This is a genomic window from Pseudomonas sp. GW822-FHT01E03 (assembly GCF_058802985.1).
The window spans coordinates 284220-298100 of sequence record NZ_JBXAOQ010000003.1; the positions used below are offsets into that span (position 1 = coordinate 284220).

The 13881-nt window shown below is 60.3% G+C and carries 9 protein-coding genes; all 9 read left to right on the forward strand.

The annotated features are described in order from the left end of the window. Position 1 precedes the first annotated feature (1 nt). The 9 genes from aroK to AC1RP7_RS07450 all read left to right on the forward strand — a co-directional run bounded on the left by aroK (position 2) and on the right by AC1RP7_RS07450 (position 13881). Complete coding sequence (gene aroK / locus AC1RP7_RS07410) at positions 2 to 520, forward strand: shikimate kinase AroK (RefSeq protein WP_057712350.1); 519 nt, start codon at positions 2 to 4, stop codon at positions 518 to 520. Between the two features lie 151 nt (positions 521 to 671). Continuing rightward, positions 672 to 1772, forward strand: a complete 1101-nt coding sequence (gene aroB / locus AC1RP7_RS07415; RefSeq protein ID WP_007989324.1) for a 3-dehydroquinate synthase — start codon at positions 672 to 674, stop codon at positions 1770 to 1772. A 10-nt stretch (positions 1773 to 1782) separates the two neighbouring features. Further along, positions 1783 to 3384 (forward strand): AAA family ATPase, encoded by a 1602-nt coding sequence (locus tag AC1RP7_RS07420; protein WP_493181536.1) that lies wholly within the window; start codon positions 1783 to 1785, stop codon positions 3382 to 3384. A gap of 349 nt (positions 3385 to 3733) precedes the next feature. Next, on the forward strand, positions 3734 to 8179 hold the full coding sequence (gltB, locus tag AC1RP7_RS07425) for a glutamate synthase large subunit (RefSeq protein ID WP_493181537.1): 4446 nt from the start codon (positions 3734 to 3736) through the stop codon (positions 8177 to 8179). Positions 8180 to 8211: 32 nt separating this feature from the next. Then, positions 8212 to 9630, forward strand: a complete 1419-nt coding sequence (locus AC1RP7_RS07430; RefSeq protein ID WP_007997363.1) for an FAD-dependent oxidoreductase — start codon at positions 8212 to 8214, stop codon at positions 9628 to 9630. A 253-nt stretch (positions 9631 to 9883) separates the two neighbouring features. Then, entirely contained in the window at positions 9884 to 10951 is a 1068-nt protein-coding gene (gene hemE / locus AC1RP7_RS07435) for a uroporphyrinogen decarboxylase (protein ID WP_057712346.1), read from the forward strand. A 290-nt stretch (positions 10952 to 11241) separates the two neighbouring features. Further along, a complete protein-coding gene (gene gbpA / locus AC1RP7_RS07440; protein ID WP_057712345.1) occupies positions 11242 to 12708 on the forward strand; it encodes an N-acetylglucosamine-binding protein GbpA in 1467 nt (488 codons plus the stop codon). Between the two features lie 77 nt (positions 12709 to 12785). Beyond that, positions 12786 to 13334 carry a cytochrome b gene (locus AC1RP7_RS07445; RefSeq protein ID WP_493181538.1) on the forward strand — a complete coding sequence of 183 codons (549 nt, stop codon included), beginning with the start codon at positions 12786 to 12788 and terminating at the stop codon, positions 13332 to 13334. Positions 13335 to 13338: 4 nt separating this feature from the next. Further along, positions 13339 to 13881 (forward strand): hypothetical protein, encoded by a 543-nt coding sequence (locus AC1RP7_RS07450; protein ID WP_090452688.1) that lies wholly within the window; start codon positions 13339 to 13341, stop codon positions 13879 to 13881.

Consider the following 13881-nt stretch of genomic DNA (forward strand, 5'->3'; position numbering starts at 1 on the left):
TGTGCGAAATTTGATTCTTGTTGGACCGATGGGTGCTGGAAAAAGCACCATCGGCCGGTTGCTGGCCAAAGAGCTGCGTCTGCCATTCAAAGATTCCGATAAGGAAATTGAATTGCGCACGGGCGCCAATATCCCTTGGATCTTCGATAAGGAAGGCGAACCGGGTTTTCGTGATCGCGAGCAGGCAATGATTGCCGAGCTGTGCGATTGCGACGGTGTGGTGCTGGCGACAGGCGGGGGCGCGGTCATGCGCGAAGCCAATCGTCGGGCACTGCATGCCGGTGGGCGGGTGGTTTATCTGCATGCGTCAGTCGAGCAGCAGGTCGGCCGCACGTCCCGCGACCGTAATCGGCCATTGCTGCGCACCGCCGATCCGGCCAAGACCCTGCGGGATCTGCTGGCGATCCGCGATCCGCTTTATCGGGAAATTGCCGACCTGGTGGTCGAAACCGATGAGCGACCGCCACGAATGGTCGTACTCGACATTCTAGAGCGTCTGCAGCAGTTGCCACCCCGTTAAAGCGCCGCGCGAAATGCGCTATCCTCGGCGTCCCGCCATGACCGTTCGAGGTTGTGGCGGATGGCTACCGAACGGCGTCACACCAGCAGAGGCCGTGGATATTCGTTAACTCAAGGCAGTACGCCTGATTCCATCTTCACTGTGGGGACACATGCAGACACTCAAGGTCGATCTAGGCGAGCGCAGCTACCCGATTCATATTGGCGAAGGTTTGTTGGATCAGCCCGAGCTGCTGGCCCCGCACATTCGCGGACGGCAAGTAGCGATCATCTCCAACGAGACTGTTGCGCCGCTCTATCTCGAGCGTCTGACCCGCAGCCTGGCGCAGTTCTCGGTGATTTCCGTGGTACTGCCCGACGGCGAAGCCTTCAAGACCTGGGAAACCCTGCAACTGATTTTCGACGGTCTGCTGACCGCCCGGCATGACCGCCGCACCACGGTGATCGCCCTTGGCGGCGGTGTGATCGGTGACATGGCCGGCTTTGCCGCCGCCTGCTACCAGCGCGGCGTCGATTTCATCCAGGTTCCGACCACGCTGCTGTCGCAAGTCGACTCCTCGGTGGGCGGCAAGACCGGGATCAACCATCCGCTGGGCAAGAACATGGTCGGCGCCTTCTATCAGCCGAACGTGGTGCTGATCGATACCGCCAGCCTCAATACCCTGCCGGCGCGCGAGTTGTCCGCCGGGCTGGCCGAAGTCATCAAGTACGGGCTGATCTGTGATGAGCCGTTCCTGACCTGGCTCGAAGACAACGTCGATCGCCTGCGCAATCTGGACCAGCAAGCCCTGACCTATGCCATCGAGCGTTCCTGTGCGGCCAAGGCGGCAGTGGTCGGTGCCGATGAGAAAGAGACAGGCGTTCGTGCCACCCTGAACCTGGGCCACACTTTTGGCCACGCCATTGAAACCCACATGGGCTATGGTGTGTGGCTTCATGGTGAGGCAGTGGCTGCTGGCACCGTAATGGCGCTGGAAATGTCCACGCGGCTGGGCTGGATCAGCGAGCAGGAACGCGATCGCGGCATTCGTCTGTTCCAGCGTGCGGGGCTGCCGGTCGTTCCGCCAGAAGAAATGACAGAAGCCGATTTCCTCGAACATATGTCCATTGACAAAAAAGTGATCGACGGTCGTTTACGCCTGGTGCTGCTGCGCCACATGGGTGAAGCGGTGGTGACCGACGATTATCCGAAAGAGGTTCTACAGGCCACGCTGGGGGCAGACTACCGCGCCCTGGCTCAGCTTAAAGGTTAATAAGAACACAATGACTAGTTTGCATGCCGACGAGGCCTTCCTCGGCCATTACCAGTTGAGTCATGACCCTTTTGCTCCACGGGTGCCTGGCTTCAAATTTTTCCCGGCCCAGCGCAAACCTGTGCTGGGACAACTGCATCACCTGGCCCGTTACAGTCAGTTGCTGCTGGTGGTCACTGGCCCAGAAGGCAGTGGCAAGACCCTGTTGCGTCAGGCTCTGGTCGCCAGCACCAACAAGCAATCGGTACAAAGCGTGGTGGTTTCTGCCCGCGGCGCCAGCGATGCGGCCGGGGTATTGCGTCTGGTGGCCCAGGCGTTGAACGTCGGCCAGGCTGATGCCGACGCTATTCTGGCCCAGGTGGTGCAGCTTGCACTGACCGGGCAGGAAGTCTATCTGCTGGTCGATGACGCCGAACAACTCGACGAGTCCGCCCTTGAGGCTCTGATGGTCCTGGCTGCCGGTGCGCCGGAAGGCCGCCCGCATGTGTTCCTGTTCGGTGAGACCTCGCTGATTGCTCAGCTTGAGGCTTTGCATCTCGAGGAAGAGCGTTTCCACGTCATCGAGCTGCAGCCCTACACCGAAGAGGAAACCCGCGAATATCTGGAGCAGCGGCTCGAAGGCGCTGGTCGCGGTATCGAACTTTTCACCGCGGATCAGATCTCTGATATTCACGAAAGCTCCGAAGGTTGGCCTGGCAGCATCAATCAGGTCGCCCGCGATGCAATGATCGAAGCCATGATCGCCAGCCGCTCAGCGGTCAAGCGTCCAAAAATGGGGTTCAATATGCCGAAGAAACACGTGTTGGCGATTTCCGCCGTGGTCGTGGTCGCGGTAGCTGCCGCCTGGTTGATTCCAGGTCGCAACAAGGCACCGACCGCCGGTGCGCCGGCCAATGAACAGGCGCAACTGCCGCTTGGCCAGGGTCAGCCAACAGCGAATGGCGGCGCTCCGGCCGTAGAATTCGCTGGCAACACGCAGCCGATGCCATTGCCGTTGGTCGGTAACTCGCAACCGGTAATGCGCGGTCCGCTGGCTGAAGCGGCAGGTGGCATTACCGAAGGTGACGACGGCGTGCCGGTTGAAGGCTCCAGCGCCACTCCGCCGACCGTGACCACCACTGCGCCGCCTGTGGGCGTTCCTGCCGGCCCTGCGCCGACACCAGCGGCCAAGCCGACGCCTGCGCCGACTCAGGTCGCCACCGCCAAGCCAGCGCCTGTACCAGCGCCTGCTCCAGTGGCCAAGCCTGCACCAGCGCCAGCCAAGCCAGTCGTTGCCGCGGCGGCCAAGCCTGCCGAGAAACCGGCTCCGGCGGCCAAGGCCGCTGGCGGCACCTGGTACGCCGGTCAGGCACCGGGTAACTATGTAGTGCAAATCCTCGGCACCAGCTCCGAAACCGCCGCACAAAGCTTCGTCAAGGAGCAGGGCGGCGAGTACCGTTATTTCAAGAAAGTCCTCAATGGCAAGCCGCTCTACGTGATCACCTACGGCAACTTCGCCAATCGTGATGCAGCCGTTTCCGCCATCAAGGCCTTGCCAGCGAAGGTTCAGGCTGGTAAACCTTGGCCTCGCACTGTCGCCAGCGTCCAACAGGAACTGGCAACAACTCGCTGAAGATTCGGCGGCCTTACCCAGGCCGCCTCTCCAAGCACCTCAAAATTTCTACAAGTGCGCGCAACCTTCCGGGCTGCGTGCCTTGTGGTGTCTGCGTCACAGTAGTCTTTGAGTCGTTGCGGTCAGAATTAAAAAAAGTTTTGACTAGCACAGCAGATCGCTTTAAACCTTTCACAAATGCGACATAGATTTGCGACATTTCGTCGTCAAATTTGTGAGCCTCTGTGTCGGTGTGTACAATGACCTCCCTTTTGCCCCCGCAAAGCTGGCGTACGTTCGGCGCGGTTGGTAAGTGGTTGAATTGAAAAGAAATTTGCTTCGCGAGAAGCAGCCTGGTGAGAAAGTGTCTATGAAAGCAGGTCTGTACCAACCAGATGAATTCAAGGATAACTGCGGTTTCGGCCTGATAGCCCATATGCAGGGCGAGCCCAGTCATACCCTTTTGCAAACGGCCATCGAGGCCCTGACCTGCATGACCCACCGCGGTGGGATTAATGCCGACGGCAAGACCGGTGACGGTTGCGGTCTGCTGATTCAAAAGCCGGACGTGTTCCTGCGAGCCATCGCCCAGGAAACCTTCGGCGTCGAAATGCCCAAGCAATACGCTGTGGGCATGGTTTTCTTCAACCAGGATCCGGTCAAGGCCGAAGCCGCTCGCGAGAACATGAACCGCGAGATCCTGGCCGCCGGTCTGCAACTGGTCGGCTGGCGCAAAGTGCCGATCGACACCAGCGTCCTCGGTCGCCTCGCCCTTGAGCGCCTGCCGCAGATCGAGCAAGTGTTCATCGGTGGTGAAGGCCTGAGCGATCAGGACATGGCCGTCAAGCTGTTCACCTCCCGTCGTCGCTCGTCCGTGGCCAATGCCGCCGACACCGACCACTACGTCTGCAGCTTTTCCCACAAGACCATCATTTACAAAGGCCTGATGATGCCGGCGGACTTGACCGCCTTCTATCCGGACCTGAGCGATGAGCGCCTGCAAACCTCGATTTGCGTGTTCCACCAGCGCTTCTCCACCAACACCTTGCCGAAATGGCCACTGGCTCAACCGTTCCGCTTCCTGGCGCACAACGGCGAGATCAATACCATCACCGGCAACCGCAACTGGGCCGTGGCTCGTCGCACCAAGTTCACCAACGACTTGATGGACCTGGAAGAACTCGGCCCGCTGGTCAACCGCGTCGGTTCCGACTCCTCGAGCATGGACAACATGCTGGAGCTGATGGTCACCGGTGGCATCGACCTGTTCCGTGGCGTGCGGATGATCATTCCGCCTGCGTGGCAGAACGTCGAGACCATGGACCCGGATCTGCGTGCGTTCTACGAATACAACTCGATGCACATGGAACCGTGGGACGGCCCGGCCGGCGTGGTAATGACCGACGGTCGCTACGCGGTGTGCCTGCTCGACCGTAACGGTCTGCGTCCGGCGCGTTGGGTCACCACCAAGAACGGTTTCATCACCCTGGCTTCGGAAATCGGCGTCTGGAACTACCAGCCTGAAGACGTGATCGCCAAGGGCCGCGTTGGCCCGGGCCAGATCTTTGCCGTGGACACCGAAACCGGTCAGATCCTCGACACCGATGCGATCGACAACCGTCTGAAGTCCCGTCACCCGTACAAGCAATGGCTGCGCAAGAATGCCCTGCGCATCCAGGCGACCATGGAAGACAACGACCACGGTTCGGCGTTCTACGACGTCGATCAGCTCAAGCAATACATGAAGATGTACCAGGTCACGTTCGAAGAGCGCGACCAGGTGCTGCGTCCGCTCGGCGAGCAGGGCTACGAAGCCGTGGGCTCGATGGGCGACGATACGCCGATGGCCGTGCTGTCCCAGCGCGTGCGCACGCCGTACGACTATTTCCGCCAGCAGTTCGCCCAGGTCACCAACCCGCCGATCGACCCGCTGCGTGAAGCCATCGTCATGTCGCTGGAGATCTGCCTCGGTGCCGAGCGCAACATCTTCCAGGAGTCGCCGGAACACGCTTCGCGCGTGATCCTCAGCTCGCCGGTCATTTCTCCGGCCAAGTGGCGCTCGCTGATGAACCTCGATCGTCCGGGCTTCGAGCGTGCGATCATCGACCTCAACTACGACGAAAGCGTCGGTCTGGAAGCGGCGATCCGCAACGTGGCCGATCAGGCTGAAGAAGCCGTGCGCGCCGGTCGTACCCAGGTCGTGCTGAGTGACCGTCACATCGCCCCGGGCAAGTTGCCGATCCACGCTTCCCTGGCCACCGGTGCGGTGCACCACCGTCTGACCGAAAAAGGCCTGCGTTGCGATTCCAACATCCTGGTGGAAACTGCGACCGCTCGCGATCCGCACCACTTCGCCGTGTTGATCGGTTTCGGCGCCTCTGCCGTTTATCCGTTCCTGGCCTACGAAGTGCTGGGCGACCTGATCCGTACCGGTGAAGTGCTGGGCGATCTCTACGAGGTGTTCAAGAACTACCGTAAAGGCATCACCAAGGGCCTGCTCAAGATCCTGTCGAAGATGGGCATCTCGACCATCACCTCCTATCGCGGAGCACAACTGTTCGAAGCGATCGGCCTGTCCGAGGAAGTCTGCAACCTGAGCTTCAAGGGCGTGCCGAGCCGCATCAAGGGTGCGCGTTTCGTCGACATCGAAGCCGAGCAGAAAGCGCTGGCCACCGAAGCCTGGAGCCCGCGCAAGCCGATCCAACAGGGTGGTTTGCTGAAGTTCGTCCACGGTGGCGAGTACCACGCCTACAACCCGGACGTGGTCAACACCCTGCAAGCCGCTGTGCAGCAGGGCGACTACAGCAAGTTCAAGGAATACACGTCGCTGGTGGACAACCGTCCGGTGTCGATGATCCGCGACCTGCTGAAAGTCAAAACCCTCGACACTCCATTGGATATGAGCGAGATCGAACCGCTGGAATCGGTGCTCAAGCGCTTCGACTCCGCCGGTATCTCCCTGGGCGCCCTGTCGCCGGAAGCTCACGAAGCCCTGGCCGAAGCCATGAACCGCCTCGGTGCGCGTTCCAACTCCGGTGAAGGCGGCGAAGACCCGGCGCGTTACGGCACCATCAAGAGCTCGAAAATCAAGCAGGTGGCGACCGGCCGTTTCGGTGTAACCCCGGAATACCTGGTCAATGCCGAAGTGCTGCAGATCAAGGTTGCCCAGGGCGCCAAGCCAGGCGAGGGCGGTCAACTGCCAGGTGGCAAGGTCAACGGCCTGATCGCCAAGCTGCGTTACGCAGTGCCGGGCGTGACCCTGATTTCGCCGCCGCCGCACCACGACATCTACTCGATCGAAGACTTGTCGCAGCTGATTTTCGACCTGAAACAGGTCAACCCGAAGGCGCTGGTCTCGGTGAAGCTGGTAGCGGAAGCGGGCGTCGGCACCATCGCCGCCGGCGTGGCCAAGGCCTACGCGGACTTGATCACCATCTCCGGTTACGATGGCGGTACCGGTGCATCGCCGCTGACCTCGATCAAATATGCGGGCGCTCCGTGGGAGCTCGGCCTGGCCGAAACCCACCAGACCCTGCGTGGCAACGACCTGCGCGGCAAAGTGCGGGTGCAGACCGACGGCGGCCTGAAAACCGGCCTCGACGTGATCAAGGCGGCCATCCTCGGCGCTGAAAGCTTCGGCTTCGGCACTGCGCCTATGATCGCCCTGGGCTGCAAATACCTGCGCATCTGCCACCTGAACAACTGCGCCACCGGCGTCGCGACCCAGAACGAGAAGCTGCGCAAGGATCACTACATCGGTACCGTCGACATGGTGGTGAATTTCTTCACCTACGTCGCCGAAGAAACCCGTGAGTGGCTGGCCAAGCTGGGCGTGCGCTCCCTCGAAGAGCTGATCGGCCGTACCGATCTGCTGGAAGTCCTCGAAGGCCAGACCGCCAAGCAGCATCACCTGGACCTGACCCCGTTGCTGGGCAGCGACCACGTGCCGGCGGACAAGCCGCAGTTCTGTGGCGTTGAACGCAACCCGCCGTTCGACAAGGGCCTGCTGGCCGAGAAAATGGTCGACATGGCCACCTCGGCGATCAACGACTTGAGCGGCGCTGAATTCGACCTGGATATCTGCAACTGCGACCGTTCCATCGGCGCACGGATCTCCGGCGAAATCGCGCGCAAGCACGGCAACCAGGGCATGGCCAACGCGCCGGTCACGTTCCGCTTCAAAGGCACGGCCGGGCAGAGCTTCGGCGTGTGGAACGCCGGCGGCCTGCACATGTACCTTGAAGGCGATGCCAACGACTACGTCGGCAAGGGCATGACCGGCGGCAAGCTGGTGATCGTGCCGCCGAAGGGTAGCGTCTACCGCACCCAGGACAGTGCCATCATTGGCAACACCTGCCTGTACGGCGCCACTGGCGGCAAGCTGTTTGCCGCTGGCACCGCGGGCGAGCGTTTCGCCGTGCGTAACTCCGGTGCCCACACCGTCGTGGAAGGCACTGGCGATCACTGCTGCGAGTACATGACCGGTGGTTTCGTCTGCGTATTGGGCAAGACCGGTTACAACTTCGGCTCTGGCATGACCGGCGGTTTCGCCTACGTGCTCGACCAGGACAACACCTTCGTTGACCGGGTCAACCACGAACTGGTGGAAATCCAGCGGATCAGCGGCGAGGCGATGGAAGCCTACCGTAGCCACCTGCAACGCGTGCTGAACGAGTACGTCGAGGAAACCGACAGCGAGTGGGGTCGTGAACTCGCCGAGAACCTCGATGATTACCTGCGCCGTTTCTGGTTGGTCAAGCCGAAGGCTGCCAGCTTGAAAACGTTGCTTTCCAGCACCCGTGCCAACCCGCAGTGATATGCGCCTGAAGAGTTTGATGAGGTTTTAAAATGGCTGAACGTCTGAATAATGACTTCCAGTTCATCGAGGTCGGGCGCAAGGATCCGAAGAAGAAACTGTTGCGTCAACGCAAGAAAGAGTTCGTGGAAATCTACGAACCCTTCAAACCCCAGCAGTCGGCCGACCAGGCCCACCGCTGCCTGGGTTGCGGTAACCCGTATTGCGAATGGAAGTGCCCGGTGCACAACTTCATTCCCAACTGGCTGAAACTGGTGGCCGAGGGCAACATCCTCCAGGCCGCCGAACTGTCGCACCAGACCAACACCCTGCCGGAAGTCTGCGGCCGGGTGTGCCCGCAGGACCGTCTGTGCGAGGGTGCCTGCACCCTCAACGACGGCTTCGGCGCGGTGACCATCGGTTCGGTGGAGAAGTACATCACCGACACCGCGTTCGCCATGGGCTGGCGTCCGGACATGTCCAAGGTCAAGCCGACCGGCAAGCGTGTCGCGATCATCGGTGCGGGCCCGGCGGGCCTGGGTTGTGCCGACGTACTGGTGCGCGGTGGCGTGACGCCGGTGGTGTTCGACAAGAACCCGGAAATCGGCGGTCTGCTGACCTTCGGTATCCCCGAGTTCAAGCTGGAAAAGACCGTGCTGAGCAATCGTCGCGAAGTTTTCAGCGGCATGGGCATCGAGTTCCGCCTCAACACCGAGGTGGGCAAGGACGTGACCATGGAGCAACTGCTCGAAGAATACGATGCCGTATTCATGGGCATGGGCACCTACACCTACATGAAGGGCGGCTTTGCCGGTGAGGACCTGCCGGGCGTTTATGACGCACTGGACTTCCTGATCGCCAACGTCAACCGCAACCTGGGCTTTGAAAAGTCGCCGGAAGATTTCGTCGACATGAAAGGCAAGAAGGTCGTGGTACTGGGCGGTGGCGACACGGCGATGGACTGCAACCGTACTTCGATCCGCCAGGGCGCCAAGTCGGTGACCTGCGCCTATCGTCGTGACGAAGCGAACATGCCGGGCTCGCGCAAAGAGGTGAAGAACGCCAAGGAAGAAGGCGTGAAGTTCCTCTACAACCGCCAGCCGATCGCCATTGTCGGTGAAGACAAGGTCGAAGGCGTGAAGGTGGTCGAGACCCGTCTCGGCGAGCCGGACGCCCGTGGCCGTCGCAGCCCCGAGCCGATCCCGGGCTCCGAAGAGATCATCCCGGCCGACGCCGTGGTTATCGCCTTCGGTTTCCGTCCGAGCCCGGCGCCGTGGTTCGAACAGTTCGAAATCCAGACCGACAGCCAGGGCCGCGTGGTGGCGCCTGAGCAAGGTCAGTACAAGCACCAGACCAGCAATCCGAAAATCTTCGCCGGTGGCGACATGGTTCGCGGTTCTGACCTGGTAGTGACGGCGATCTTCGAAGGCCGTAATGCGGCTGAAGGGATCCTGGATTACCTGGGCGTCTAAAACCCGATTTCAATTTGAAATGGGATCAAATGTGGGAGCGAGCTTGCTCGCGATAGCGGTGGATCAGTCGACAGAAATGTTGAATGTGACACCGCCATCGCGAGCAAGCTCGCTCCCACAGTTGTTTCGTGGTGTAACGAATACCGCGTTTACATTGCGACAAATTGACCCGATAGACAAAAGGCTGACCTGCAACCGTGCCTTTTGCGTCGCGCTCTGAGAAAATGCCCTCACTTTTTTTCCGGATGCCGACATGACTGCCCTGAAGAACGACCGTTTCCTGCGCGCCCTGCTCAAGCAACCCGTAGACGTCACCCCCGTGTGGATGATGCGTCAGGCCGGTCGCTACCTGCCTGAATACCGCGCCAGCCGTGCCAAGGCCGGTGATTTCATGAGCCTGTGCATGAACCCGGCGTTCGCTTGCGAAGTCACGATGCAGCCGCTCGACCGCTATCCACAACTGGACGCGGCGATCCTCTTCTCCGATATCCTGACCATCCCCGATGCCATGGGCCAAGGCCTGTACTTCGAAACCGGTGAAGGTCCGCGCTTCAAGAAAGTCGTCAGCACCCTGGCCGACATCGAGGCCCTGCCGATTCCTGATCCGCACAAAGACCTGGGCTATGTGATGGACGCGGTCAGCACCATCCGCCGCGAACTGAACGGCCGTGTGCCGCTGATCGGCTTCTCCGGCAGCCCATGGACACTGGCCACCTACATGGTCGAAGGCGGTTCGTCGAAAGACTACCGCAAGACTAAAACCATGCTCTACGACAATCCGCAAGCCCTGCACCTGCTGCTGGACAAGCTCGCGCAGACGGTCACCAGCTACCTCAACGGCCAGATCATGGCCGGTGCGCAAGCGGTGCAGATCTTCGACAGCTGGGGCGGCGCCCTCTCGGCGGCGGCGTACCAGGAGTTCTCCCTGGCCTACATGAAGAAAATCGTCAGCGGCTTGATCCGCGAGCACGAAGGCCGCAAGGTGCCGGTGATCCTGTTCACCAAGAGCGGCGGTCTGTGGCTGGAAAGCATCGCCGACGCTGGTGCTGATGCACTGGGCCTGGACTGGACCTGCGACATCGGCAGCGCCCGCGCCCGTGTCGGCGACAAGGTCGCCCTGCAAGGCAACATGGACCCGACCGTGCTCTACGCCAAGCCGGAAGCGATTCGCGCGGAAGTCGGGCGCATCCTGGCCAGCTACGGCAAAGGCAGCGGCCACGTGTTCAACCTCGGCCATGGCATCACGCCGGAAGTCGATCCGGAACATGCTGGCGCGTTCCTGCGCGCGGTACATGAGCTGTCGGCGCAGTATCACGAATAGCGATTGCCCGTTTCGACAAAGCCTGTCCCGCCTCGTGCCGGACAGGTTTTTTTGTGCCGTTCAAAAGCTCAATCGATAAAGCATCACTTGTTGTAAGAATGTTTTCTTTCTTTGTCGGATCGAGGAATGGAGAGACTGTTCCTGCCTCGTGCGGCGATTACTCCTACATAGAATTTTCTTCCATCCCCGTAAGGTTCCAGGCCCTTGTCCGGCGTATCGCCGAACAATCACGAAGCGAACAGGGGCGCCCACAAGGCGCCCTGTTTTCGATAAGCAGTCTGGAATACATCATGAAAATCAAGTTTGAAAAGAGAAGTGCCTTAACCGCCTGCACTTCATCGATGATCCTGTTATCGGCAATGCTGGCCTCTCAAACCGTTTCCGCCCATGGCTATCTGGAAGTGCCGCCTTCGCGCGCGCTGGCTTGCCAGAAAGGCTTGAACACCAACTGCGGTGGCGCCCAGTACGAGCCGCAGAGTGTTGGTGAAACCTTCAAAGGCTTTCCGGCCGGCGTCGGCGGTGCTCCCTTGCAGGGACCGGTCGATGGCAAGATCGCCAGCGGTGGTCACTCGCTGTTCTCTGCCATGGATGCGCAGTCCGCCACCCGTTGGCACCTGACGGAAATCAAGGACCGCAACATCGATTTCCAATGGCATTACAAGGCAGTTCATCCGGCCACCAAACACGAGTACTTCATCAGCCGCAACGGCTGGAATCCGAACGAATCGCTCAAGCGCGCCACCTTCGAAAGTACCCCGTTCTGCACCGTCGATGGCGGCAATAAAATGCCGTCTAACAGCGACAAGCACAACTGCACTATCCCGGCAGATAAATCCGGCCAGCATGTCATCCTGGCGATCTGGACCGTCGGTGATACCGATGCAGCGTTTTATAACGCCGCCGACGTGAACATTCTCGCTGAACCGGCGCTACCGGGTGGCTGGTCTTCCGTAGGCAGTATTTCCGCCGCGACCGAGCTGCTAGTCGGCGACAAGGTCAAGGCCCGCGCATTCTCCGCCAATGGCGAGAACCCGGATTACAGCGTCGAAATCAGCATCGACAACGCTGAGGAAGGCTCGCCGCAAGACTGGTCCTTCAAGCTGGCGGAAAAAATCAACGCGACCCACAAGCTCATCCGCGCCGGTATTCGTGATGAAAACGGCAACATCGAGCCGATCCGGGGCAACAACACGCTGTACGCACAAAAAGAAAGCGGTGTAACCCGCTACGAAGTGCAACTGGACATGAAGGAAGACACCGCAGCGCGCATGTCGGTGGCCTCGCAGCAAGCCGAATACGTTCTGGATAAAGGCCGGGCAAAGGTCGAGTTCAGCATGATCTCGAACCGCCCGATGAACGTCGAAGCGACCTTGCTCGACCAGAACAACAAACCGGTAGGCACCACGTCGGCACAAGTGGCCAGTGGCTCCACCTGGCTGTCCATGGATGTACGCAGCAACCCGGGTGCGCACACCCTGACCCTGGTCGGCACCACCCTGGATGGCCGCACCACCCGTCAGGACACTCAGACCACCCAACTGACTGGCGAAGGCGCCGGCGTCGAATACGATTTCGTGTTCCCTGAAGGCCTCGGCGACTACACCGCCGGTACCAAGGTTCTGCAACCGAAGACCAACGAAGTCTTTGAGTGCAAGCCATTCCCCGAGTCGGGTTACTGCAAGCAGTACAGCCCCACTGCCAACGGTTTTGAACCAGGTGTCGGTGCCCACTGGCACATGGCGTGGAACAAGTTGTAAGTCCCCCTTGTAGCACTTCAGGCGATCGGTAGCCGATCGCCTGAAGCTTTATTCTTCTGACGTTGATCGAGTTGAAAATGACTGTTTCGGGTTATTCCAGACAGCGCGTGCTGCTGCATTGGTTGTCTGCCGCGGTGATCCTGTGGACCTTGCTGTCTGGTTTTCTTGTGGCTGGTTTCGAGGTGTCAGTGCACATCAAGGAGTCGGTTGCGTTCTTCAATGTTTCGCTGACGACAGTGTTCATACCGTTTTACCTGTGGCGCCTGTTTCTGTTTTTCACTCATACCCGTTTTTCGGGCATGAAGTCGTTGTCGCTTGTCGAAGTGCTCGCATTGTTTGCCCACGCATTGATTTACCTCTTCGTCGGTGCCGTTCTGGTGACCGGCGTGTTGATGATGGATCGCCCGATCGATGTATTCGGGGTGATCGAGATCGATCAGCCGTTAAGCGATCCACAACTGATCGTTCTGTTCGTCACGGTTCACACGTGGGTATGTGTGGTGCTGTCGCTGCTGCTGGTCGCGCACATCGGCGCCGTCATCGTGCATGAGGCCTGCAACCACCGGGTGCTGCAACGGATGTCTTTGCGCCTGTGTGGCAAGCCTGGGTCCGGGCGACTTGAGTGAGGCCATGGTGATGTTTTCGCGCGAACGCTTGACCGGACTTGCCTTGCTTTTGAGCAAGGCGAGCCTGCTGGTTGTGCCGCTGGCCTATGGGGCGTTCCTGGGCTGGCAGGAGTGGCGCTATCGCGAACAGTTGGTGCTGCCGGCACCGGTCGAAACCTCGCGAACCGCTCCCGCACCCCGTCAAGCGCTCGACGCAACGGCGGTTGCAACGGTGCTCGGTCTGACGACGGGTGCCGAATTGCTGCCGAGCGCGGAACCGCTGACCTTGAAGGCAAGCTTCGTCGTCACTCACGGCTTGTCCCGGGTGTTGCTGGCAGACTCGCAAGGCGCGCGCATCTACCAGGTCGGCGAGCGCCTGCCCGGTGGCAGCATCTTGCGTCGCGTTGAGCCCGATCACGCGGTGTTGTGGAGCAAGGGCCGAGAGGAATTGTTGACGCTCCAGCCTCCCGTCACGGGTTTCCTGCAACGGCTCGCCCCCCACGGCAAGCCGCAAGTGCCGAACGTTTCTCCGCGTTTTTTTAGCCCGCTTGCCGGGCCGACAGAGTGA

Coding starts and splice junctions, on each gene's coding strand:
- aroB (WP_007989324.1), top strand. CDS start 672: ATGCAGACACTCAAGGTCGATCTAGGCGAGCGCAGCTACCCGATTCAT.
- AC1RP7_RS07420 (WP_493181536.1), top strand. CDS start 1,783: ATGACTAGTTTGCATGCCGACGAGGCCTTCCTCGGCCATTACCAGTTG.
- gltB (WP_493181537.1), top strand. CDS start 3,734: ATGAAAGCAGGTCTGTACCAACCAGATGAATTCAAGGATAACTGCGGT.
- AC1RP7_RS07430 (WP_007997363.1), top strand. CDS start 8,212: ATGGCTGAACGTCTGAATAATGACTTCCAGTTCATCGAGGTCGGGCGC.
- hemE (WP_057712346.1), top strand. CDS start 9,884: ATGACTGCCCTGAAGAACGACCGTTTCCTGCGCGCCCTGCTCAAGCAA.
- gbpA (WP_057712345.1), top strand. CDS start 11,242: ATGAAAATCAAGTTTGAAAAGAGAAGTGCCTTAACCGCCTGCACTTCA.
- AC1RP7_RS07445 (WP_493181538.1), top strand. CDS start 12,786: ATGACTGTTTCGGGTTATTCCAGACAGCGCGTGCTGCTGCATTGGTTG.
- AC1RP7_RS07450 (WP_090452688.1), top strand. CDS start 13,339: ATGGTGATGTTTTCGCGCGAACGCTTGACCGGACTTGCCTTGCTTTTG.